We start from the raw sequence: 22,105 nt of genomic DNA on the forward strand, positions 1-22,105 counted from the left end.
GCACCCGACTAGAATATGACGAACTATTCAGGTTTTACTATTCGCATTGGCAGACCGCTCATGACCGACCGCCGAAACGCCCCGATCGCCACGCGCAAGCAGCCTCGACAGGCACGCTCGACCCGTCTCGTCGAGGATGTCCTCCAGGCGGCTATTCAGGTTTTGGCGAGCGAAGGCGCGCAGCGCTTCACGATGGCGCGCGTCGCCGAGCGGGCCGGCGTGAGCGTCGGCTCGCTGTACCAGTACTTCCCGAACAAGGCGTCCGTGCTGTTCCGGCTCCAGCACGACGAGTGGCGGCAGACGCACGACATGCTGTGCGGGATGCTGCAGGACACGACGAAGGCGCCGCCCGAGCGGCTGCGCACCGCCGTCCATGCGTTCATCCGCTCGGAATGCGACGAAGCGCCGATGCGGATCGCCCTCGACGATGCCGCCCCGCTCTATCGCGACGCGCCCGAGGCGCAGGAAGTGAAGGCCGAGGGCAACCGGGCGTTCCGCGCGTTCATCCGCGAAGCGCTGCCCGACGTGCCCGACGCCACGCATGCGCTCGCGTGCGAGCTGATCCTGACGACGCTCACGACGGGCGGCAAGGCGTTCTCGGAAACCGCACGCACGCCCGCGGAAATCGACGCGTACTCGGACGCGATGGCCGACATGTTCTGCGCGTATCTCGCGCATCTCGCGCGCGATTGAGCGCCGCGCCGTGCCGTACCGGAACGGACACCGCACGCGCGCCGGCCTTCCGGGCCGCATTGAAAGTCATTCGTAATACCGGATGCCCGCCCGCTTGCGCCCTCACCCGCCGACCCTGCATTCAAATAGTCGCCTTAACGGATTCCAACTAGGCGTATACACGCGTGTCGGCGCGACGGAGCCCCGTTGCACGCCGATATAAGCGCTGCGACATGCGCTGCATGCTCTTCCCCCGATGGGACGTGATGGGCGGCTCGCCTAACCTTCGCTACGGCAAAGCACACGTGACGGGGTCGACCACACCACGCGTCGTCCGACGCGACACCCTCGCGATCGTTTCGATTCGCACGTAACGACACGCATCGCGCGTCAGGCGTCCCCGCGACGTTGCCGAACAATCCCAACTAGATACGAGACACCCTGACGACGGTTCGCAACGGGCCGTTTCAGCATGCTGATAAAGGAGCAAGCTCATGAGTGATACCCCGGTGCAGCCGACGGTCGGCGTCGGCGCGGAAGAAACTGACTTTGGCACCAAGGGAGTCATCGACCGCTACTTCGGCATTTCGTCGCGCGGCAGCACGCAGCGTCGCGAGATCATTGCCGGCGTGACCACCTTCCTCGCGATGGTCTATTCCGTGTTCGTCGTGCCCGGCATGTTCGGCAAGGCCGGCTTCGACACGAGCGCCGTGTTCGTCGCGGTGTGTCTCACCACCGCGTTCGGCTCGCTGCTGATGGGCCTGTGGGCGAAGCTGCCGATCGCGATCGGCTGCGCGATCTCGCTGACCGCGTTCACCGCGTTCGGCCTCGTGCTCGGCAAGGGGCTGCATCCGACGGTCGCGCTCGGCGCCGTGTTCCTGATGGGTCTCGTGTTCACGGGCATCTCGGTCACCGGCGTGCGTTCGTGGATCCTGCGCAACCTGCCCGCGGGCGTCGCGCACGGCACGGGGATCGGCATCGGCCTGTTCCTGCTGCTGATCGCGTCGAACGACGTCGGCCTCGTGATCAAGAACCCGGGCGCCGGCCTGCCGGTGTCGCTCGGCCAGATCACCGCGTTCCCGGTCATCATGTCGGTCGTCGGGCTCGCCGCGATCTTCGGCCTCGAAAAGCGTCGCGTGCCGGGCGGCATCCTGCTCGTCGTGATCGCGATCTCGGTGTTCGGCCTGATCTTCGATCCGGCCGTGAAATACCGCGGCATCTTCGCGCTGCCGTCGCTGAGCGCACCGGGCCACGCATCGCTGATCGGCGCGATGGACATCAAGGGCGCGCTGTCGATGGCCGTGCTGCCGAGCGTGCTCGCGCTGGTGATGACCGCCGTGTTCGACGCGACCGGCACGATCCGCGCGGTCGCGGGCCAGGCCGGCCAGCTCGACGCGAACGGCCGCATCGTCAACGGCGGCCGCGCGCTGACCGCCGATTCGATCAGCTCGATCTTCTCCGGCTTTCTCGGCGGCGCACCGGCGGCGGCCTACATCGAGTCGAGCGTCGGCGTGGCCGCCGGCGCGAAGACGGGGCTCGCGGCGGCCGTGGTCGGCCTGCTGTTCCTCGTCGTGATGTTCTTCTCGCCGCTCGCGGGGCTCGTGCCGTCGTATGCGACCGCGCCCGCGCTGATGTACGTCGGCCTGCTGATGCTCGGCAGCGTGAGCAAGCTGCACATGGACGACATGGTCGACGCGATGTCGGGCCTCGTGTGCGCGGTGTTCATCGTGCTGACCGCGAACATCGTGACGGGCATCATGCTCGGCTTCTCGACGCTCGTGATCGGCCGCCTCGCCAGCGGCGAATTCCGCAAGCTCAACGTCGGCACCGTGTTGATCGCGGCCGTGCTCGTCACGTTCTATCTCGGCGGCTGGGCGATCTGAGCACGCGACATGCGCGACGTCGCCTGCAGAAGGGCGGCGCGCATCGGGACGACACCGTCTCCTCCACCATCGTCGTCGATGGTCTGCCGCCTGGGAACGCGAGTTTCCAGGCTTTTTTTATCGGTGCGCCGCCGCGCGACGCGTTGCGCGAAAACGGCGCGACGCCGATTCGCGCGCGGTGCTACGATCGCGTTTTGCCCCTTCAGGAGTCGCGATGAACCCCCTTGGCATCGTCTCCGAATCGAGCACCCGGGCCTCGGCGCGCAAGCCGCCGTTCATTCCGTCGTTCGGCTTCCACGAAGTGCATGAATCGCAGCCGATCGACGCGCCGCCCGCATCCATCATCGATGTCGTCGCATCGCTCGACATGCGCGCCGATCCCGTCATCGACACGCTGCTGACGGTGCGCGAATTCCCGGCAGCCGTCGCCGGCGCGCTGCGCCACGCGCCGCGACGGCCCGAACGCGCGCGCTTCGGTTTCGACACCTTCACCCCGCTGCATCGCGACGACACGTCGCTGTCGCTCGGTCTCGTCGGCCGCTTCTGGCGCCCGACGCCCGACGTGCGCCCCGTCGCCGATGCCGACGCCTTCATCCGCCACGACGATCCGCGCGACGCGAAGCTGGTGCTCCGGTTCGAGGTCGTCGGGCTCGCGTCGGGCGCGCACATCCTGCGCACCGAAACCTTCGTCCATTGCCCGAGCGCGCGCACGCGCTGGCTGTTCACGCCGTACTGGCTCGCGATCCGGCTGGGCAGCGGCTGCATCCGGCGTCGCACGCTGGCGGCGGTCGAGATGGCGCTCGCCTGAACGCGCCGCGTCAGAACGGCTTGATCACGGCCAGCCCGACGACGAGCGCCATCGCGACGATCACCGCGCCCGCCGCGTGTCCGAGCCACGGAACCGGCGCGATCACGAGATCGTCGCGCTCCATGCGCCGCAGCGTGCCGGCCAGAATCCCGTGCAGCACCGACAGCGCGACGACGATCACAAGCTTCACCGACAGCCACGCGGCGCCGAACCAGTGACCGCTCATCGCGAGCGCGATGCCGGCGATCCAGACGATCGCGAGCGCGGGCGCCGTCACCATGCGATCCCAGCGTCGCACCGCGCGATGCACGGCGAGGTTCGCAATACGCACCGCGACGGACGACAGCAGCAACCCGCCGACGAACGTGACGACGGCCGCCAGATGCACGGCCTTCAGCACCAGGTAGATCATTGCGCGTGCCGCCGGCGCGCGATCCAGCCGGCGCTCGCCAGCCCCGCGAACGGCACGACGGCCGACAGCACGAGCCGCGCGACCTCGCCCTTGCTCCACAGCCCGCTCGACGCGGTGCCGACCACCGCCCACACGTACATCGCGAATGCGATGCCGTGAACCGGGCCCATGATCGATACCGCCACCGGATAGCCGGCCAGATGCTTGAGCGGCACGGCCACGCACACCAGCGCGACGAGCATGGTCGCCTCCAGCAGCGACAGGTATTGCAGGTTCCGCAACGCGTTGCGGTCGTCTTGTTTCATCGGCAGGCCTCCAGGGGGTCCGCCGCGATTGTCGCGTGTGGTGCCGGTCCGGGCCATTGGCTAGAATGACATCTTTCAACGGATTCTGGCCACGGCCGCACCCATCATGCACACGGTCGCCGTTCTTGCGTTGCCCGATGTCGTCCCGTTCGATCTGGGCGTCGCCTGCGACACGTTCGTGCGCGTGCGGGCGTCCCATGTCGAACCGGCGTACCGCGTACGCGTGTGCAGCGAGCTGCCGCGCGTCGGCGGCGAACTGTTCGAGCTGCGCCCGCCGTTTCGCCTCGACGCGCTGGCCGACGCCGACACGATCATGGTCCCCGGCACGTCGGCGCCGCTCGCGCCGACGTCGCGCCGCGTGCTCGACGCGCTGCGCGCGGCGGCCGCGCGCGGGCGCCGGATCGCGTCGATCTGCAGCGGCGCGTTCGTGCTCGCGGAAGCCGGGCTGCTCGACGGCCTGCGTGCGACGACGCACTGGCTCGCGGCCGCCGAACTCGCGCGCCGCTATCCGACCGTCGACGTCGACCCGAACGTGCTGTTCGTCGACAACGGCCGGATCCTGACCTCGGCCGGCGCGGCGGCCGGCCTCGATCTGTGCCTGCACATGATCCAGGCCGACTACGGCGCGGCGGTCGCCGTCGAAGCCGCCCGCAACGCGGTGGCGCCGCGCGTGCGCGAAGGCGGGCAGGCGCAGTTCATCGCGCCCGAATGGCCGGCCGGCGGCGACGGGCTGCACGACCTGATGGACTGGCTGCACGCGAACCTGCGCGAGCCGCTGACGCTCGACGCGATCGCGCGCAAGGCGTCGACGAGCGTGCGCACGCTGACGCGGCGCTTCCAGGAGCAGACGGGCACGTCGCCGGTTCAATGGCTGCAGACCGCGCGCGTCCGGCATGCGCAGCAGTTGCTGGAGGTGACCGGGCTGTCGATCGAACACGTGGCGACGGAAGCCGGGTTCGGCTCGGTCACCGCGTTTCGCGAGCGCTTCGCGCGCATCGTCGGCACGTCGCCGCAGCGCTACCGTCAGGCGTTCCGCGCGCGCGCCGACGCATGACCCTCATCGGGCTTGCCACCTGAACCCGCCCCCCCCTTTCGCGCCAACCGGACCCGACCGATGACCCGCATCCGCAATCCCCTGAACATCGCGCAGCTCCAGGCTTTCGTCTCCGCGGCGCACCTGAAGAGCCTGCGCGCCGCCGCGCGCGAGCTCGGCGTCACGCAGCCGGCGATCACGCACACGATCCGCGAACTCGAAACCGCACTCAACGCGGAACTGCTCGTTCGCAGCGTGCGCGGCGTCGAGCTGACCGCCTGCGGCGAGGCGCTGCTGCCGCGCGCCGAGCAGTTGCTCGGCGACGTCCGCCGCACCGTCGAGGCCGTCGAGCAGGTGAAAGGCGAGATGTCGGGCCGCGTCGCGGTCGGCACGATGCCGTCGATCGCGCTCACCGCGTTGCCGCACGCGGTGACGGCGTTTCGCCGCTCGATGCCGAACGTCAGCCTGCATCTGGAGGAAGTGACGGTGCCGGACGCGCTCGCGCAGTTGCGCAACGGCACGCTCGACATCGCTGCGATGCACCACGTGCCCGCGCTCGACCGCGATTTCACGCAATTGCCGCTGCTGTCGACCGAATTCACGATCGTGATGCGCGACGGTCATCCGCTCGCGCACGCGCGCCGGTTAGAGGAACTGCTCGACGCCGAGTGGATCGTCACCGTCGGCGCCGAGCAGTTTCCGCACAGCGTGATGGTGGGGATGTTCGAGGCGCACGGGCTGCCGCTGCCGAAGCGTTTGCTGCGCTCGCCGATGTCGTTCGCGGTGACGCTGGGGCTCGTCGCGCGCTCGGACGTGATCGGCTGCTTCACGCGCCCGCTCGCCGCGATGGTCGCGCCGCTCGGCATCCGCACGGCCGAACTCGACGAAAGCATGCCGCGCTTCGACCTGTCGATCATCGCGCGGCGCGACCTGCTGCCCACGCCCGCCGTGTCGCATTTCGCCACGTGCCTGCAACGCGCGGTCAACGAAACGCTCGGCTGAATCGTTCCTGTGTGTGAAACGGCGGTGCGTCCGACGCGCCGCCGCCGGGCCCGGTATCGGGGCTTGTCCTAGGCGCCCCGCCGGTATTTTGTCTTGATAATCTTCCGCACGTCGCGCGCCCCCATCGGGCGGGCGAAACGGACTGTCCGACGCGAAGCCGCGGCGGGCCGAAAGCTTACGGCGCGGCACAACCGCGCACCCATCGAACAAAACGAGGAGTCACCGAGTGAAAAAAATTCTTGCGGCTGTGACCGTGGCCCTGCTCGCCGTATCGGCCGGCACGGCATACGCGAAGGACTGGACGACCGTGCGGTTCGGCGTCGACGCAAGCTACCCGCCTTTCGAATCGAAAGGCGCCGACGGCAAGGTGGTCGGCTTCGACGTCGATCTCGGCAACGAGATCTGCCGCCGCATCCACGCGAAGTGCGTGTGGATCGAAAACGACTTCGACGGGATGATCCCGGCGCTGAAGGCCCGCAAGTTCGACGGCGTGCTGTCGTCGATGTCGATGACGCCGGCGCGCGCCGAGCAGATCGCGTTCTCGGCGAAGCTGTTCAACACGCCGACGCGTCTGGTCACGAAGAAGGGCGCGAACCTGCAGCCGACGGCCGAATCGCTGAAGGGCAAGTCGATCGGCGTCGAGCAGGGCACGATCCAGGAAACCTACGCGAAGACGTACTGGGCGCCGAAGGGCGTGAACGTCGTGCCTTACCAGAACCAGGACCAGGTCTACGCCGACCTGATCTCCGGCCGTCTGGACGGCACGCTGCAGGACGCCGTGCAAGCCGAGATCGGCTTCCTGAAGACGCCGCGCGGCGCGAACTTCGACTTCGCCGGCAAGGACCTCGACGATCCGAAGACGCTCGGCGAAGGCGCCGGTATCGGCCTGCGCAAGGAAGACACCGACCTGAAGACGAAGATCGACGGCGCGATCGCCGGCATGCGCAAGGACGGCACGTACGACAAGATCGCGAAGAAGTACTTCGATTTCGACGTCTACGGCAAGTAATCCGGCTGAACGACGCGCGATTCGGCGCGACGGGAACGGGCTCCGCGAGGAGCCCGTTTTTTTGCGCGCGGCGCGGGCGACGTTATTTTTTTCGCGCCAACCCGATGATTCTCAACGGAAATCCGCGCGCTCCGGCACCGGTTTGATGGCGGCGAGGAAGGCAACGTACAATCGATCTTCCACGCACACGGATCATTCGCGGCTGCGCCGCACTCTCCTCACCATGCAAACGCAGACCCATCCGCTGATTTCCCCCGCCGTCGGCACCGAACGCCAGATCACCAGCTTCCACTACGGCCCGCGCGGCGGAAAGAAGGTCTACATCCAGTCGTCGCTGCATGCGGACGAGCTGCCCGGCATGCTGGTCGCCACGCTGCTGCGTCGCAAGATCGCCGCGCTCGAGACGGCCGGCAAGCTGCAAGGCGAAGTCGTCATCGTGCCCGTGCCCAATCCGATCGGCCTGTCGCAACACGTGTTCGGCGATCATCTCGGCCGCTTCGAGCTCGGCTCGATGCAGAACTTCAACCGCAATTTCTACGATCTCGCGGCGCTCGTGCTGCCGCGTGTCGAAAGCCGCCTCGCGAACGACGCGCAACGCAATCTCGCCGTCGTACGCGCCGCGATGCGCGAAGCGCTCGACGAACAGAAGCCGCGCACCGAACTCGACTCGCAGCGCCTCGCGCTGCAGAAGCTGTCGTTCGACGCCGATATCGTGCTCGACCTCCACTGCGACAGCGACGCGGTGATGCACCTCTACACGAATCCCGATCTGTGGGCGGACGTCGAGCCGCTGGCGCGCTATCTCGATGCCAAGGCGTCGCTGCTCGCGCTGAATTCGGTCGGCAACCCGTTCGACGAAATCCACAGCTTCTGCTGGTCGGATCTGCGCAACCGCTTCGGCGACCGCTTCCCGATCCCGAACGGCGCGATTTCCGTCACGGTGGAACTGCGCAGCGAACGCGACGTGTCGTACGAGTTCGCGGAAAAGGACGCGCAGGCGATCGTCGAATACCTGACCGAGCGCGGCATCGTCGAAGGCACGCCGGCGCCGCTGCCGCCGCTCGCGCATCCGGCCACGCCGCTCGCGGGCACCGATCCGCTCGTCGCGCCGGTGTCGGGCGTGATCGTGTTCCGCACGCCGGTCGGCGCGATGATCGAGGCCGGCCAGGCCGTGGCCGACATCGTCGATCCGCTGACCGATCGCGTCGTCACGCTGAAGAGCAGCGTGTCGGGCGTGCTGTACGCGCGCCAGATCGTGCGCTTCGCGACGGCCGGCATGGAAGTCGCGCGCATCGCCGGCGCGACCGCGATCCGCACCGGTTCGCTGCTGTCGGCCTGAGGCTGCGCGCCGGGCCGCCGCGCCCATCGCGCGCCATCGGCTGCATCAAACGAAATCGCCCGCTTGCGCGGGCGATTTGCTTTCCGGAGCGCGCGTCGGCAGCCGATGCTTCGCCGCCGGCGCGCTGCGCGCGAAGGACGTTCAGAACGCCGGCACGATCGCACCGCCGAACTTCCGGTCGATGAACTTGCGCACGTCGTCCGATTCATAGGCCGCGACGAGCTTCTTCACCCACGGCTTGTCCTTGTCCTGCGCACGCACCGCGATCAGGTTCGCGTACGGCCCGCGCAGGTCCTCGATCGCGATCGCATCCTTCACCGGCGTGAGCCCGGCCTTGACCGCGTAGTCGGTGTTGATCGACGCGGCGTCGACATCGGGCAGTGCGCGCGGCAACTGCGCGGAATCGAGCTCGACGATCTTGATCTTCTTCGGGTTCTCGGCGATGTCGAGCGGCGTCGCGTTCACGCCGTTCGCACCGACGCCGGCCTTCAGCTTGATCACCCCGTACTTCTGCAGCAACAACAGCGCGCGGTTGCCGTTCGACGGATCGTTCTGGATCCCGACCTTCGCGCCAACCGGCAAATCCTTCAGCGACTTGAGCTTCTTCGAATAGAAACCCATCGGCGCGGTATAGGTGAGCCCGACGTTGACGATCTTGTAGCCGCGCTGCTTGATCTGGCTGTCGAGGAACGGCTGGTGCTGGAAGCCGTTCGCATCGAGATCGCCGGCGTCGAGCGCCGCGTTCGGCTGCACGTAGTCGTTGAATTCGATGACCTTGATCGCGAGGCCTTCGCGCGCGGCGACCTTCGTCACCTCGGTCCAGATTTGCGCGTCGGGGCCGCTCATCGTGCCGATCTTCAGCGTTTGCGAGTCGGCGTGCGCGCCGGGCGCGGCGAATGCCAGCGCGGCGGCGAGCGCGCCGAGGCCGGTCAGGATCGAACGTCGCATGTGGTGTCCTCTTGTCCCATGTCGTTTGTTGGAGGACGGATCGTGGCAGGGGGCGCGGACACGGCAAACCAAGCTTATTTCATGTGCATATTCCGGTTCGGGATCGAACGACTGGCGAATTCGGTATAACCCCGGATGTACAACCCGGGCAGAATTCGATGTCGCATCGGCACCACACATTCTTCATATGACAGGCGCTGTCATATTCATTACGTGGCCCGCCGATAAAGTTGCGCCGGTCCGTGAAAGCGCCCGTAGAGAGCGCCGGAACCGCAACTGGACACGCCATTCATTCGCTCGGAGAATCCTTTGAACAAGAAACTGTTGACCATCGCCGCCCTGGCAGCAACGGCCGGCACCGCGCACGCACAAAGCAGCGTGACCCTGTACGGCGTCATCGATGCCGGTATCAGCTACGTGAACCACAGCAAGACCGCCAACGGCGGCAGCGGCAAGCTGTTCAAGTACGACGACGGCGTGGCCCAGGGCAGCCGTTGGGGCCTGCGCGGCACCGAAGACCTCGGTGGCGGCCTGAAGGCGATCTTCGTGCTCGAAAACGGCTTCAACAGCGGCAACGGCACGCTCGGCCAAGGCGGCGCGATCTTCGGCCGCCAGGCTTACGTCGGCCTGAGCCAGGCGCAATACGGCACGGTCACGTTCGGCCGTCAGTACTCGTTCTCGACCGACATCCTCGGCTCGAACTACTCGACGGGCGGCAACACGGTCGCGGGTAACTACGCTTACCACGTGAACGACATCGACCAGCTGACGTCGAGCCGCATCAACAACGCGGTGAAGTTCCAGAGCGCGAACTACTCGGGCTTCACGTTCGGCGCGTTGTACGGCTTCTCGAACTCGACCGACTTCGCCGGCGCACCGTCGACGACGACGGGCACCACGACGACGCCGGGCTCGTCGCGTGCATACAGCTTCGGCCTGAACTACGCGAACGGCCCGTTCGCCCTCGGCGCCGCTTACACGGACATCCGCTTCCCGAGCCAGTCGACGCCGGCCTTCTCGACGTCGATCGCGAACCTCGCGCTGACGAACATCCGCGACCTGCGCACGTATGGCGTCGGCGGCCGTTATGTCTTCGGCCCGGCAACGGCATGGCTGCTCTGGACGCGCACGCAGTTCACCCCGATCGCGGCCGGCGCATCGGGCACGTTCTACAACGCCTACGAAGCAGGCGTGAAGTATGCGTTCACGCCGGCGCTGTCGGCGGCAGCGGGCTACACGTACACGAACGCGACGCAAAGCGGCAGCTCGGCGCACTGGAACCAGGGCAACGTGGGCCTCGACTACGCGCTCAGCAAGCGTACGGACGTGTACGGCCTGGTCGTCTACCAGAAGGCATCGGGCAACAACGTGCAGGCGCAGATCGGTTCGAGCACGAGCTACTTCAACACGTCGGGCAACGGTTCGTCGAACCAGCTGGCTGCTCGCGTCGGTATCCGTCACAAGTTCTAAAGCATCCGCTTAACTGGCCGCATCACGCGCGGATCAGGACGGCACGCAGCGCCCCGCTTCACGCGGGGCGCTTTTTTATGAGCTTTTAAGTTTCGCTTAATTCTGGGCTGAGACGATGCTTACACCCCCCCTGTTGGCCGCCTGAGCATCGGCGGCTTTTTTTTTGAGACCCCCTACGGCACCGCCATCAACTGCTCACAAGACAGGATCGGAGGCCACGATGATCGAAGATACCGTTTTCAGCCATCTGCACGCGATTCTGACGTGCCAACACTCGCTGCCGGTCCAGAGTTGCCGCGTCTCGGTGGAAATGCAGCGGCCCTGGGGCCGTCCGTATCGTCTCGTCGAATGGACGATGCATCTCGACGCGCCCGCGCGGCGCCAGATCGTGCCGGCCGAATCGACCGACGAAGAGATCGCCGAGGTGGTCGCGTCGCACGTGCCGGGCCGGCTTTACGGCGACGGCCGGCTGCAGTTCTGAACGCGTTGACGCGCCATCCGCTTCCCGTCTGCCGGCCGCGCCGCACGCGTCGTGCGGCAGTCGGTCTCGTTTGACGCGGCAACGAAACCTGCTACGCTGCGCGTTTTCGTCCACGTCACACACGATGGAAAACGCATTCAACGAACGTGGCGTCATGGTCACGCGCAACGGCCTGTCGGCCGCCGGGCAGGTATTCGCGCTGCGTGACATCCGCCAGGTCGATGTCGTCAAGATTCCGAAAAACCGTCTCGTGCCGTCGCTGATCTCGCTGATCGGCGCGGCCGTCGCCGTCGCGGGCGGCATCGGCGCATCGAGCGCCGCGCTGGTGGTCGGCGTGATGCTCGTCGTCGTCGGCTATCTCGCGTGGACCACGCAGGACGTCACGTATCGGCTGATGGTCGAGATGCCCGACGGCACGCGCGAAGCGCTGTCGAGCGTCGACGCCGCGTTCGTCGGACGCGTCGCGCAGGTCGTGCGCGACGCGCAGTCCGCCACCGCCGCCGGCTGATTCCATTCGCGTTCATGCACGCTCCGATTCGCGCTTGCCGCGTGCCCGCGGCGAGCGTCGGCGCGCGCACCCTTCCCGACGAATCGCATGCCATGCACCGTCGGCACGCACCTCGCCTCCACGGCGGACGCCGACCGCCTAGTATGGGAAGAGCGGCTCGCCGCCGCATCGTCCGAGGAGGCCAGCATGAACGCTCAATCGCTGTCCGGCATGCTTCGCGCGCAGGAACTGCTGATCGTGTCGATGATCCGCGCGCTTCCCCCTGACACACGCCGCGCGCTCGTCGAGCTCTACACCGAACAGATCGCATTCGCCGAACAGGCCGGCATCGAAAGCCACGGCGATCGCGCCACGCACGACGCGTTCATCGCGCATGCGCGCAATCTGCTGATTCGCATCGAAGCGCTGGCTTAGCGCCCGTTTCTCTCAAATTCGCGCCACGGCTCGCGCGAGCCGCGCAGGCGAGCGCTCACTCGCATGCGCGGCTTGGTGTCCTTGTATTGATAATAATTCTCATTTACACTGGCAAGGTTGTCAGTTGCCTTTCAAATCGCCGGTTGCCGCACGTCGCGCGCAACCGGGCCAGCCAGGTGAACGCGTCGCCCAGCCAGCCTTCGGGCTTGTTATCGTCAATGGGAGACCACCTGTGCATTGCTATACGCTGGCGCGGCGGCCGATCTGTGCCGCGCTGTTCGGCGCGTTCGGCCTGTCCGCTGCCCCGGCTCACGCCGATTCGTCGCCGCAAGGCGCCACCCCGCCTTCCGCCGTCCTGACCACCGCCGCCGCGTCCGTGCGCGGCGAGGCGGCGCTGCTCGACCCCGTCACCGTCACGGCCACCCGCACCGCCACCGCGGCGAGCCGCACGGCGGCATCCGTGTCGGTGATCCCCGACGAGGATCTCGAAGAACAGCAGGCCACCAACATCAAGGACGCGCTGCGCTACGAGCCGGGCATCACGGTGCGCCGCACCGCGTACCGGCCCGGCAGCGCCGCGCTCGGCGGCGGCCGCGACGGCGATTCGAGCATCAACATCCGCGGCCTCGAAGGCAATCGCGTGCTGCTGATGGAAGACGGCATCCGCCTGCCGAACGCGTTTTCGTTCGGGCCGCTCGAAGCAGGCCGCGGCGACTACGCCGATCTCGACACGCTCAAGCGCATCGAGATCCTGCGCGGGCCGGCGTCGGCGCTGTACGGCAGCGACGGCCTGACCGGCGCGGTGAACTTCATCACGAAGGATCCGCGCGACCTGCTGTCGATCTACGGAAAGCCCTACTACTTCTCGTTCCGGCCGAGCTACGACTCGACCGATCGCAGCATCGGCGCGACCGTGTCGGCCGCCGGCGGCAACGACCGCACCCAGGGGATGATCATCGCCGACGGCCGGCGCGGTCACGAAGTCGACACGCGCGGCAGCAACAACTCGGCGAGCACGCTGCGCACGACGTCGAACCCGCAGGACGTGTATTCGGAATCGCTGCTCGGCAAACTCGTGCTGACACCCACCACGCGCGACACGATCAAGTTCACCGCCGAAACGGTGCAACGGCGCGTGAACACCGACGTGCTGTCGGCGATCAACGCGCCGGCCACGCTCGGCCTCACGACGAACGACCGGCTCGAGCGCGATCGCTTCAGCGTCGACTACGACTTCCGCGACGACGCGTTCCGCTGGTTCCAGACCGCGCACGTGCAGTTCTACTACCAGGACGCGAAGCAGGATCAGTACGCATTCGAGACGCGCGGCCGGGCGGCTTCGCGCTCGCGCGACAACCAGTACAAGGAACGCACGTTCGGCGGTTCCGCGTTCGCCGAAAGCGGCTTCGCGACGGGTCCGCTCGCGCACAAGCTGCTCTACGGCGTGGACGGCAGCCTGTCACGCGTGACGAACCTGCGCGACGGCACGGTGCCCGGCGTCGGCGAAGCGTTCCCGAACAAGGCGTTTCCCGACACCGACTACACGCTGTTCGGCGCGTTCGTGCAGGACCAGATCGGCTACGGCCGCCTGCTCGTCACGCCGGGCCTGCGCTTCGACACGTACCGGCTGAGCCCGACCGAAAACGATCCGCTGTTCACCGGCAAGGCCGTATCGACGAGCGCGAACGAACTGTCGCCGCGCGTCGCCGTGCTCTACGAGATCACGCCCGCCGTCATTCCGTACGTGCAGTACGCGCACGGCTTCCGTGCGCCGACGCCCGACCAGGTGAACAGCAGCTTCTCGAATCCGGTGTACGGCTACACGTCGATCGGCAATCCGAACCTGAAGCCCGAAACCAGCGACACGTTCGAAGCCGGCCTGCGCGGCAAGGCCGGCACCGGCTACGGCGTCGTGCGCTACAGCGCGGCCGCGTTCACCGGCCGCTACCGCAACTTCATCTCGCGCACGACGATCGCCGGCAGCGGCCGGCCGGTCGACCCGTTCGTGTTCCAGTACGTGAACTTCGCCGACGCACGCATCCACGGCCTCGAAGGCCGCGCCGAGTGGGTGATGCCGAACGGCATCACGCTGAAGACGGCGATGGCGTTCACGAAAGGCTCGACGCAGAACGACGGCGCGGCCAGCCAGCCGCTCAACACCGTGAACCCGTTCTCGGCCGTGTTCGGCGTGCGCTACGAACCGAGCGAACGCTGGTTCGTGCAGGGCGACCTGCTGTTCCAGGCCGCCAAACGCGACAAGGACGTCGACAAGTCCGACTGTTCGAACAAGGCGTGCTTCACGCCGCCGTCGTCGTTCGTCGTCGACCTGCGCGGCGGCTACCGCTTCAACAAGCACGTGAGCGCGACCATCGGCATCCGCAACCTGTTCGACCGCAAGTACTGGAACTGGTCGGACGTGCGCGGCATCGCGGCCGATTCGCAGGTGCTCGACGCGTATTCGTCGCCCGGCCGCACGGTCGCCGTCAGCATGAAAGTGGATTTCTGATGCGCGTCGCCCGCGCGCCCACCCCAACCGTTACTCGAAGGAGTCCGACATGATGCAATCCGCCCTTCCCGGTCAATCGGCCACGCCGGCCCGCGCGGCCGCCGCGCTGCGCGATGCGTTCGTCAAGCTCAAGACCGAGCGCCAGCTACGCAACCGCGACGTCGCGCAGGCGCTCGGCGTCAGCGAAGGCGAGGCGCTCGCCGCGTTCGTCGGCGAGCACGTCGTTCGGCTCGACGCGCGCTTTCCGGCGATGTTCGAGGAAATGCCGCGCCTCGGCCGCGTGATGGCGCTGACGCGCAACGACACGGCCGTCCACGAAAAGGACGGCGAATACGCGCAGATGAGCCACGACGGCCCGGTCGGCCTCGCGCTCGGCGACATCGACCTGCGCATCTTCTATCGTCACTGGGTGTCGGCGTTCGCGGTGCGCGACGAGACCGCGCACGGCCCGCTGAAGAGCCTGCAGTTCTTCGATGCGCAGGGCCATGCGATCCACAAGGTCTATCTGCGCGCGCACAGCGATCACGCCGCATACGACGCGTTCGTCGAACGCTGGCGGGCGCCATCGCAGGAGCCGGGCCTCGAGGTCGCGCCCTCTGCGCCGAAAAAACCCGAGCGCGCCGATAGCGACATCGACGTCGCGGGCTTTCGCGCCGCGTGGGACGCGATGACCGACACCCACCAGTTCTTCGGCATCACGCAGCGCTTCGGCGTGAGCCGCATGCAGGCGCTGCGCCTCGCCGATCCGCACTACGCGTATCCGGTCGAAACCGCGCATGCGTTGCGCCACGTGCTCGAACACACCGCGAAAAGCGGCCAGCCGATCATGGTGTTCGTCGGCAACGCGGGGATGATCCAGATCCATACGGGCCCCGTCGCGAACGTACGCGAGGTCGGCGCGTGGATCAACGTCCTCGATCCGGGCTTCAACCTGCATGTGCGCGAGGACCTGATCGCCGCCGCATGGGTCGTGAAGAAGCCGACGAGCGACGGCATCGTCACGTCGCTCGAACTGTTCGACCGGAAGGGTGATCACGTCGCGCTGCTGTTCGGCGAGCGCAAGCCCGGCAAGGTCGAACGCGACGACTGGCGCGCGCTCGTCGCGACGCTGCCGGCCGCCGCACGCGGGGCCGCGCGGTGAGCGCGCGGTCGTTCGATCCGCGCCGCCGGTCGCTGCTGGCCGGCGCGGCGGCTGGCGCGCTCGCGGGCGCACTGCCCAGCAGCGTGCTCGCCCAGGCCGCGGCCGCCGCGCCGACACGCGTGATCGTGATCGGCGGCGCGCTGGCGGAAACCGCGTTCGCGCTCGGCGGCGCCGAGACGCCGCGTTACCGGCTCGTCGGCGCCGACACGACCTGCACGTATCCCGACGCCGCGAAGCGCCTGCCGAAGGTCGGCTACCAGCGCGCGCTGTCGGCGGAAGGGCTGCTGTCGCTGCGGCCCGATCTCGTGCTGGCCTCGGCGGAAGCCGGCCCGCCGACGGCGATCGCGCAAGTGAAAGGCGCCGGCGTCACGGTGACGACGTTCGACGAACGCCACGACGTCGAATCGGTGCGCGCGAAGATCACCGGCGTCGCGCAGGCGCTCGACGTACGCGATGCCGGCACCGCGCTGCTGCAACGCTTCGATCGCGACTGGCAGGCCGCGCGCGACGCGGTCGCCGCGCGCGTGCCCGGCGGCGCGCAGCCGCCGCGCGTGCTGTTCGTGCTGAACCACACCGGCGCCCAGGCGCTCGTCGCGGGCCGGCGCACGGCCGCCGACGCGATGATCCGCTACGCGGGCGCGCGCAACGCGATGCAGGGCTTCGAGCACTACAAGCCGCTGACGACCGAGGCGCTCGCGGCGGCCGCGCCCGACGTCGTGCTGATCTCCGACGAGGGGCTGGCCGCCGTCGGCGGCCACGCCGCGCTGCTCGCGACGCCGGGCTTCGGCGCGACGCCGGCCGGCCGCGCGCGGCGCGTCGTGTCGCTCGACGCGCTGTTCCTGCTCGGCTTCGGCCCGCGCCTGCCGCTCGCCGTCACGACCCTGCATCGACGCCTGTCGGATGCGCTCGCCTGATTCCGGATCGACCCGATGCCCGCTCACGCTTCGCCCTTCAACGCGCCGTCGTCCGCCTCGCGCGACGGCGCCGCACGCGTCGGTACGTCGCGCCGCTTCGCGCCGTTGGTCCTGGCCGCGCTCGCCGTTCTGGTGGGCGCGATGTCCGTCGTCGCGCTGTGCGTCGGCGCGTACCGCATTCCGCTGGCGGAAGCGTGGGCCGCGCTGAGCGGCGACGCGGCCGCTCAACAGGCGCGCGCGGTGCTGCTCGACATCCGCGCGCCGCGCGTCGTGCTCGCGCTGCTGGTCGGCGGCGGCTTCGGCGCGACCGGCGCCGCGATGCAGGCGCTGTTCCGCAATCCGCTCGCCGATCCGGGGCTCGTCGGCGTGTCGAGCGGCGCCGCGCTCGGCGCGACCACGCTGATCGTGCTCGGCCCCGCGCTCTTTGCCGCGCACGCGAGCGCGGCCGCGCTGCCGGTTGCCGCGTTCGCGGGCGGCCTCGCGGTCGCGGCGCTCGTCTACCGGCTGGCCGCGTCGCGCGGCCGGCTCGCGCTGCCGCTGCTGTTGCTCGCCGGTATCGCGATCAATGCACTGGTCGGCGCGGCGATCGGGCTGCTCACGTTCGTCGCCGACGACGCGCAGCTGCGCTCGCTGACCTTCTGGAGCCTCGGCAGCCTCGGCGGCGCGCAATGGTCGACGCTCGCGGCCGTCGCGCCGTGCGTCGCGCTCGGCTGCGTACTGCTCGTGCGCGAACGCGATGCGCTGAACGCGCTGCAGCTCGGCGAGACCGAAGCGCTGCATCTCGGCGTGCCCGTGCAGCAACTGAAGCGGCGCGTGCTCGTCGCGGTCGCGCTCGCGGTCGGCGCGCTCGTGTCGTGCGCGGGCATCATCGGCTTCATCGGGCTCGTCGCGCCGCATTGCGTGCGGCTCGCGTGCGGCCCGGACCAGCGCATCGTGCTGCCCGGCGCCGCGCTGCTCGGCGCGTTGCTGACGCTCGCCGCCGATCTCGCCGCGCGCACGCTCGCCGCGCCCGCCGACATTCCGCTCGGCGTGCTGACCGCGCTGCTCGGCGCGCCGTTCTTCCTGGCGCTGCTGTGGAAGAACCGCGGCGCGCTCGGCGGGTAATCCCTTCTTCACGACGACCATGCTGACTGCCCACCACCTCGACGTCGCCCGCCGGCACGACACGATCCTGCGCGACCTGTCGCTGTCGATCGAGCCCGGCCGCGTGACCGCGCTGCTCGGCCGCAACGGCGCGGGCAAGAGCACGCTGCTGAAAACCTTCGCCGGCGAGCTGACCGGCAACGTCACGCCCAACGGCGTGCGCGTGACGGGCGACGTCACGCTGAACGGCGAACCCCTCGCGCGCATCGACGCACCGCGGCTCGCGTGCCTGCGCGCGGTGCTGCCGCAGGCCGCGCAGCCGGCGTTCCCGTTCAGCGTCGACGAAATCGTGCTGCTCGGCCGCTATCCGCATGCGCGGCACAGCGGCGCCACGTCACATCGCGACCGCGACATCGCGTGGCGCGCGCTCGAACGCGCGGGCGCCGACGCGCTCGTCGGCCGCGACGTCACGACGCTGTCGGGCGGCGAACTCGCGCGCGTGCAGTTCGCCCGCGTCCTCGCGCAGCTGTGGCCGGACCACGACGCGACGGAAAGCGGCCCGCGCTACCTGTTGCTCGACGAACCGACCGCCGCGCTCGATCTCGCGCACCAGCACCGGCTGCTCGACACCGTGCGCGCCGTCGCGCGCGAATGGCAGATCGGCGTGCTCGCGATCGTCCACGATCCGAACCTCGCCGCGCGGCACGCGGATACGATCGCGATGCTCGCCGACGGCACGATCGTCGCGCAGGGCGTACCGCGCGACGTGATGACGCCCGCCCATATCGCGCGGTGCTATGGCTTCGCGGTAAGGATGGTGGAAACCGGTGACGGGACGCCGCCGGTGATGGTGCCTGCGTAGCGCGTGTATATATCGCATCGATGCCATGCGCTGTCATCAATGGCGACCTGCGCTCGAGATCTTTCGTCTATTCCCTTCGAGGAAACCTCCGTGTCGCTTCCGATGACCCGCATCATCCTGTACGTCCGCGACGTCGCATTGCTGAAGACGTTCTATCAACGACATTTCGCGCTGCCCGTCATCGAGGAAATCGACGGCGAATGGGTCGTGCTCGACGCAGGCGCGATCGAACTCGCACTGCATCGGGCCGGCCCGGCGTTCCGTGATGCGGCCATATCGGCAAACACGAACGCGCACGCGGCCACCGGCAACATGAAACTCGTATTCAGGATCGATGCCGATCTCGACGCGCATCGCGACCGGCTCGCCCATGATGGCGTGACCGTGCGCGATATCAAGCGCTACGACGGCTTCCCGTACCGGATGGTCGACGGCGTCGATCCGGAAGGGAACGTCTTTCAGGTGATGCAGCCGGATTGAATGCCGGCACGGCAACCTCCGGCACGAACGCTCAATGCTCGACGTCCGCCGCGCCGAAGGCCCGCATCTTCCAGCCGAGCCGCACCGCGAGCATCCGCATCGAGAAGCCGGCCGCGAGCGCGACGAGCGTCGCGAACCCCGCATCGACGCCGACATGCTGCATCCCGACATACAGCACCCCCGTGACGAACGCGACGCTCGCATACAGTTCCTCGCGCAGGATCAGCGGCATCTCGTTGCACAGCAGGTCACGCAGCATCCCGCCGCACACGCCCGTGATCGCGCCGGCCAGCACGACGATGATCGGCGCCGTGCCGGTCGACGCGCCGATGTCGCAGCCGATGATCGTGAACGCCGCGAGGCCGATCGCGTCGACGGTGACGAACAGCGTCTTCATCCGCGCGACGTGCCGCGCCGCCCACGACGCGACGGTCGCCGCGACGAGCGTGATCACCAGGTATTCGGGATGCGCGATCCAGCCGAGCGGATAGTGGCCGAGCAACACGTCGCGCACGGTACCGCCGCCGAGCGCCGTCACCGCGCCGACGAGCGCAAGCCCGAAACGGTCCATCCCGCGGCGCATGCTCATCAGCGCGCCCGACATCGCTTCCGCGACGATCGCAATCAGATAGAGCGTATGCATGGCGCGTGTCAGTCGTCGGTCCGGAACAGGTCGAGCACGCGTTCGCGCTCGGCCGCGTCGACTGCGGCAGGCATCGGTTCGTCGCGCTTGCCGTCGCCTGCCGGTGCGTCAGGCGCATCCCGCGTATCGCCGACCGCCGCGCCGCTGCATGCGAAGCGGCTGCGGATATACGCAGGCACGTCGGCCGTGCACGTGCCGCGCGTGTATTCGGCGTAGACGAAATCGCCGTCGACGAGCGCGACGTCCTGCGGCGGCGTCGCATCGACCGGCGTGCGCCCGTCGACGGCCGTCTTCATGTAGTCGAGCCAGACCGGCAGCGCGAGCGTCGCGCCGGTCGCGCGCCCCATCGGGCGCGGCGTGTCGTAGCCGAGCCACGCGACCGCGACGACGCCCGACGAATAGCCGGCGAACCAGACGTCCTTCGACCCGTTCGACGTGCCCGTCTTGCCGGCCGCATCGTCACGCTTGAGCGCGAGCGCGCCGCGCGCGGTGCCGGCCCGCACGACGTCGCGCAGCATGCTGTCCATCACGAACGCATTGCGCGCCGACACGACCCGCTCGCCCGCCGGCACGGTAGCCTCGTACATCGCGCCGCCGTGACGCTGCTTCACCGACAGGATCAGGCGCGGCTCCATGCGCGTGCCGCCATTCGCGAACACGCTGTACGCGCTCGCGAGTTCGAGCGGCGTCACGGCGCCCGCGCCGAGCGCGAGCGGCAGCGACGCCGGATTGCGCTGCGCGTCGAAGCCGAAGCGCACCGCATGCTGCTGCACGTAGCGCGCGTCGGCGGCCTGCATCAGGCTGACCGCGACCAGGTTCTTCGAACGCACGAGGCCGCGCCGCACCGGGATGAAGCCTTCGTAGCGATTGCCGAAATTGCGCGGACGCCACGGCCGCGCGCCGGTTTCCGCGTGCGTGAGCGTGCGTTGCGTATCGTCGACGAGCACGCCGGGAAAGTAGCCCTTCTCCAGCGCCGCCGAATAGACGAACGGCTTGAAGCTCGACCCCGGCTGCCGATACGCCTGCAGCGCGTGGTCGAACACGTTCCGATTGAAATCCGCGCCGCCGACCAGCGCGAGCATGTCGCCCGTGGCCGCATCGAGCGACACGAGCGCGCCTTCGAGGCCGTTGCGCGCATCGCGCGTCGCGCGCGACCGGCGGCTCAGCGTGCGATCGAGCGCGGCCTCGGCCGCGCGCTGGTCGCGCATCGAGATCGTCGTCGTCACGTCGAGGCCGAGCGTGTACGCGTCGTCATGAAACCGCTCGACCATCATCCGGCGCGCCCGCTCGGCGACGTACGGCGCCGCGATGATGCCGGGCGGCGGCGTGGTCGCCAGTGCGATCGGCGCGTCGACGGCCGCGCGATACGTCGCGTCGTCGAGTTGGCCGAGCGCGTGCATCCGGCCGAGCACGTAGTTGCGCCGTGCGGTCGCGCGCGCCGGATTGACGACCGGGTTGAACGCGGACGGCGCCTTCGGCAGCCCGGCGAGCACGGCCGCCTCGCCCGCGCTCAGCGCGTCGAGCGGCTTGCCGAAATACACGTGCGCGGCGGCCGCGAAGCCGTATGCGCGCTCGCCCAGATAGATCTCGTTCATGTACAGCTCGAGCAGCTTGTTCTTGCTGTATGCGCGTTCGAGCTTGGCCGCCATCAGGATCTCGGCGAGCTTGCGGCTCAGCACCTTGTCGCGCGTCAGGTAGAAGTTGCGCGCGACCTGCATCGTGATCGTGCTGCCGCCCTGCCCCGGCTGCCCCGTCACGACGTTCGCGAACGTCGCGCGCGCGAGGCCGCCGACATCGACCGGGCCGTGTTCGTAGAACTTCGCATCCTCGGCCGCGAGCAGCGCGTGCCGCATCAGCGGCGGGATGCGTTCGAGCGGCACGAACTCGCGCCGCTCGACACCGTATTCGGCCAGCAGGTCGCCGTCGCGCGAGAAGATCCGCAGCGGCAGCGCGGGACGATAGACGGCCAGGTGCTCGACGGACGGCAGTTGCGTCCAGATGCGATCGATCGTCCAGGCGCCGATGCCGGCACACGCGAGCGCCAGGCCGAGCAGCGCGCCCGCGAGCGTGCGCCATACGCGGCGGCGCGGTGGTGCGGATGGCGGCGCGGGCTGCGGAGGCGGATTGGCGGTGGGGTCGGTCATGTCGGGCTCCTTCTTCAGTGCCGCGACGATCGGCGCGAGACAGGCGCC

22 protein-coding genes are annotated in these 22,105 nt (G+C 68.6%); 17 read left to right on the plus strand and 5 right to left on the minus strand.

What is annotated here, in order from left to right:
- The first annotated feature begins 15 nt into the window (after positions 1 to 15).
- The 3 genes from QZM72_RS04340 (at position 16) to QZM72_RS04350 (ending at position 3,363) form a co-directional block, all read left to right on the plus strand.
- Positions 16 to 693, plus strand: coding sequence for a TetR family transcriptional regulator (locus QZM72_RS04340; protein ID WP_301737299.1), 678 nt, complete (start codon positions 16 to 18; stop codon positions 691 to 693).
- Positions 694 to 1,166: 473 nt separating this feature from the next.
- Positions 1,167 to 2,555, plus strand: coding sequence for an NCS2 family permease (locus tag QZM72_RS04345; RefSeq protein ID WP_301737300.1), 1,389 nt, complete (start codon positions 1,167 to 1,169; stop codon positions 2,553 to 2,555).
- A 214-nt stretch (positions 2,556 to 2,769) separates the two neighbouring features.
- Positions 2,770 to 3,363: a hypothetical protein gene (locus QZM72_RS04350; protein ID WP_301737301.1), complete on the plus strand. Its 594-nt coding sequence runs from the start codon at positions 2,770 to 2,772 to the stop codon at positions 3,361 to 3,363.
- 10 nt (positions 3,364 to 3,373) lie between these two features.
- On the opposite strand, the gene QZM72_RS04355 is transcribed toward QZM72_RS04350, so the two are convergent.
- A complete protein-coding gene (locus tag QZM72_RS04355) occupies positions 3,374 to 3,775 on the minus strand; it encodes a CopD family protein (protein WP_301737302.1) in 402 nt (133 codons plus the stop codon).
- The gene (locus QZM72_RS04360) at positions 3,772 to 4,080 is read right to left on the minus strand and encodes a DUF3817 domain-containing protein (RefSeq protein ID WP_301737303.1); all 309 of its coding nucleotides are present in this window, start codon (positions 4,078 to 4,080) and stop codon (positions 3,772 to 3,774) included. Before QZM72_RS04360 ends, QZM72_RS04355 begins: the two co-directional genes overlap by 4 nt.
- A gap of 106 nt (positions 4,081 to 4,186) precedes the next feature.
- Between QZM72_RS04360 and QZM72_RS04365 the strand changes: the two genes are divergently transcribed.
- The 4 genes from QZM72_RS04365 (at position 4,187) to QZM72_RS04380 (ending at position 8,463) form a co-directional block, all read left to right on the plus strand.
- A complete protein-coding gene (locus QZM72_RS04365) occupies positions 4,187 to 5,134 on the plus strand; it encodes a GlxA family transcriptional regulator (protein WP_301737304.1) in 948 nt (315 codons plus the stop codon).
- A 60-nt stretch (positions 5,135 to 5,194) separates the two neighbouring features.
- Positions 5,195 to 6,115: a LysR substrate-binding domain-containing protein gene (locus QZM72_RS04370; protein WP_050012143.1), complete on the plus strand. Its 921-nt coding sequence runs from the start codon at positions 5,195 to 5,197 to the stop codon at positions 6,113 to 6,115.
- A 226-nt stretch (positions 6,116 to 6,341) separates the two neighbouring features.
- Entirely contained in the window at positions 6,342 to 7,124 is a 783-nt protein-coding gene (locus QZM72_RS04375; protein ID WP_301737305.1) for an ABC transporter substrate-binding protein, read from the plus strand.
- 223 nt (positions 7,125 to 7,347) lie between these two features.
- Positions 7,348 to 8,463: a succinylglutamate desuccinylase/aspartoacylase family protein gene (locus QZM72_RS04380; RefSeq protein ID WP_089470736.1), complete on the plus strand. Its 1,116-nt coding sequence runs from the start codon at positions 7,348 to 7,350 to the stop codon at positions 8,461 to 8,463.
- A gap of 141 nt (positions 8,464 to 8,604) precedes the next feature.
- On the opposite strand, the gene QZM72_RS04385 is transcribed toward QZM72_RS04380, so the two are convergent.
- Positions 8,605 to 9,411 (minus strand): MetQ/NlpA family ABC transporter substrate-binding protein, encoded by an 807-nt coding sequence (locus QZM72_RS04385; RefSeq protein WP_089470737.1) that lies wholly within the window; start codon positions 9,409 to 9,411, stop codon positions 8,605 to 8,607.
- A gap of 309 nt (positions 9,412 to 9,720) precedes the next feature.
- Between QZM72_RS04385 and QZM72_RS04390 the strand changes: the two genes are divergently transcribed.
- From QZM72_RS04390 to QZM72_RS04435, 10 genes are all read left to right on the plus strand, one after another.
- A complete protein-coding gene (locus QZM72_RS04390) occupies positions 9,721 to 10,881 on the plus strand; it encodes a porin (protein ID WP_089470738.1) in 1,161 nt (386 codons plus the stop codon).
- Positions 10,882 to 11,101: 220 nt separating this feature from the next.
- Positions 11,102 to 11,362 (plus strand): DUF2866 domain-containing protein, encoded by a 261-nt coding sequence (locus QZM72_RS04395; protein WP_011548992.1) that lies wholly within the window; start codon positions 11,102 to 11,104, stop codon positions 11,360 to 11,362.
- A 124-nt stretch (positions 11,363 to 11,486) separates the two neighbouring features.
- Positions 11,487 to 11,870 (plus strand): DUF6232 family protein, encoded by a 384-nt coding sequence (locus tag QZM72_RS04400; protein ID WP_301737306.1) that lies wholly within the window; start codon positions 11,487 to 11,489, stop codon positions 11,868 to 11,870.
- A 186-nt stretch (positions 11,871 to 12,056) separates the two neighbouring features.
- Complete coding sequence (locus QZM72_RS04405; RefSeq protein WP_006480384.1) at positions 12,057 to 12,284, plus strand: hypothetical protein; 228 nt, start codon at positions 12,057 to 12,059, stop codon at positions 12,282 to 12,284.
- 232 nt (positions 12,285 to 12,516) lie between these two features.
- Positions 12,517 to 14,790 carry a TonB-dependent hemoglobin/transferrin/lactoferrin family receptor gene (locus QZM72_RS04410; RefSeq protein ID WP_301737307.1) on the plus strand — a complete coding sequence of 758 codons (2,274 nt, stop codon included), beginning with the start codon at positions 12,517 to 12,519 and terminating at the stop codon, positions 14,788 to 14,790.
- A gap of 49 nt (positions 14,791 to 14,839) precedes the next feature.
- Positions 14,840 to 15,931 carry a hemin-degrading factor gene (locus QZM72_RS04415; RefSeq protein WP_301737308.1) on the plus strand — a complete coding sequence of 364 codons (1,092 nt, stop codon included), beginning with the start codon at positions 14,840 to 14,842 and terminating at the stop codon, positions 15,929 to 15,931.
- Positions 15,928 to 16,845 carry a hemin ABC transporter substrate-binding protein gene (locus tag QZM72_RS04420; RefSeq protein ID WP_301737309.1) on the plus strand — a complete coding sequence of 306 codons (918 nt, stop codon included), beginning with the start codon at positions 15,928 to 15,930 and terminating at the stop codon, positions 16,843 to 16,845. The genes QZM72_RS04415 and QZM72_RS04420 overlap by 4 nt, the downstream gene beginning before the upstream one ends.
- Positions 16,846 to 16,860: 15 nt before the next feature.
- Complete coding sequence (locus tag QZM72_RS04425) at positions 16,861 to 17,949, plus strand: iron ABC transporter permease (RefSeq protein WP_301737310.1); 1,089 nt, start codon at positions 16,861 to 16,863, stop codon at positions 17,947 to 17,949.
- Between the two features lie 19 nt (positions 17,950 to 17,968).
- Complete coding sequence (locus QZM72_RS04430; RefSeq protein ID WP_301737311.1) at positions 17,969 to 18,790, plus strand: heme ABC transporter ATP-binding protein; 822 nt, start codon at positions 17,969 to 17,971, stop codon at positions 18,788 to 18,790.
- A gap of 90 nt (positions 18,791 to 18,880) precedes the next feature.
- Positions 18,881 to 19,270, plus strand: coding sequence for a VOC family protein (locus QZM72_RS04435; protein WP_301737312.1), 390 nt, complete (start codon positions 18,881 to 18,883; stop codon positions 19,268 to 19,270).
- Between the two features lie 31 nt (positions 19,271 to 19,301).
- Here the strand turns inward: QZM72_RS04435 and QZM72_RS04440 are convergent, their stop codons facing one another.
- Together QZM72_RS04440 and QZM72_RS04445 are read right to left on the minus strand one after the other, a co-directional pair.
- On the minus strand, positions 19,302 to 19,913 hold the full coding sequence (locus QZM72_RS04440; protein WP_301737313.1) for a trimeric intracellular cation channel family protein: 612 nt from the start codon (positions 19,911 to 19,913) through the stop codon (positions 19,302 to 19,304).
- 8 nt (positions 19,914 to 19,921) lie between these two features.
- Positions 19,922 to 22,057, minus strand: coding sequence for a penicillin-binding protein 1A (locus tag QZM72_RS04445; RefSeq protein WP_301737314.1), 2,136 nt, complete (start codon positions 22,055 to 22,057; stop codon positions 19,922 to 19,924).
- Between the last annotated feature and the right edge of the window lie 48 nt (positions 22,058 to 22,105).

It is taken from the genome of Burkholderia sp. AU45388, assembly GCF_030481585.1.
In the GTDB taxonomy this organism is placed as follows: domain Bacteria; phylum Pseudomonadota; class Gammaproteobacteria; order Burkholderiales; family Burkholderiaceae; genus Burkholderia; species Burkholderia sola.

Bases quoted from the DNA above. Each gene is read 5' to 3' on its own strand.
- QZM72_RS04415 (WP_301737308.1), top strand. From the start codon at position 14,840: ATGATGCAATCCGCCCTTCCCGGTCAATCGGCCACGCCGGCCCGCGCG.
- QZM72_RS04440 (WP_301737313.1), bottom strand. From the start codon at position 19,913: ATGCATACGCTCTATCTGATTGCGATCGTCGCGGAAGCGATGTCGGGC.
- QZM72_RS04350 (WP_301737301.1), top strand. From the start codon at position 2,770: ATGAACCCCCTTGGCATCGTCTCCGAATCGAGCACCCGGGCCTCGGCG.
- QZM72_RS04345 (WP_301737300.1), top strand. From the start codon at position 1,167: ATGAGTGATACCCCGGTGCAGCCGACGGTCGGCGTCGGCGCGGAAGAA.
- QZM72_RS04400 (WP_301737306.1), top strand. From the start codon at position 11,487: ATGGAAAACGCATTCAACGAACGTGGCGTCATGGTCACGCGCAACGGC.
- QZM72_RS04445 (WP_301737314.1), bottom strand. From the start codon at position 22,057: ATGACCGACCCCACCGCCAATCCGCCTCCGCAGCCCGCGCCGCCATCC.
- QZM72_RS04360 (WP_301737303.1), bottom strand. From the start codon at position 4,080: ATGAAACAAGACGACCGCAACGCGTTGCGGAACCTGCAATACCTGTCG.
- QZM72_RS04340 (WP_301737299.1), top strand. From the start codon at position 16: ATGACGAACTATTCAGGTTTTACTATTCGCATTGGCAGACCGCTCATG.
- QZM72_RS04405 (WP_006480384.1), top strand. From the start codon at position 12,057: ATGAACGCTCAATCGCTGTCCGGCATGCTTCGCGCGCAGGAACTGCTG.
- QZM72_RS04365 (WP_301737304.1), top strand. From the start codon at position 4,187: ATGCACACGGTCGCCGTTCTTGCGTTGCCCGATGTCGTCCCGTTCGAT.
- QZM72_RS04425 (WP_301737310.1), top strand. From the start codon at position 16,861: ATGCCCGCTCACGCTTCGCCCTTCAACGCGCCGTCGTCCGCCTCGCGC.
- QZM72_RS04430 (WP_301737311.1), top strand. From the start codon at position 17,969: ATGCTGACTGCCCACCACCTCGACGTCGCCCGCCGGCACGACACGATC.
- QZM72_RS04355 (WP_301737302.1), bottom strand. From the start codon at position 3,775: ATGATCTACCTGGTGCTGAAGGCCGTGCATCTGGCGGCCGTCGTCACG.
- QZM72_RS04395 (WP_011548992.1), top strand. From the start codon at position 11,102: ATGATCGAAGATACCGTTTTCAGCCATCTGCACGCGATTCTGACGTGC.
- QZM72_RS04370 (WP_050012143.1), top strand. From the start codon at position 5,195: ATGACCCGCATCCGCAATCCCCTGAACATCGCGCAGCTCCAGGCTTTC.
- QZM72_RS04380 (WP_089470736.1), top strand. From the start codon at position 7,348: ATGCAAACGCAGACCCATCCGCTGATTTCCCCCGCCGTCGGCACCGAA.
- QZM72_RS04385 (WP_089470737.1), bottom strand. From the start codon at position 9,411: ATGCGACGTTCGATCCTGACCGGCCTCGGCGCGCTCGCCGCCGCGCTG.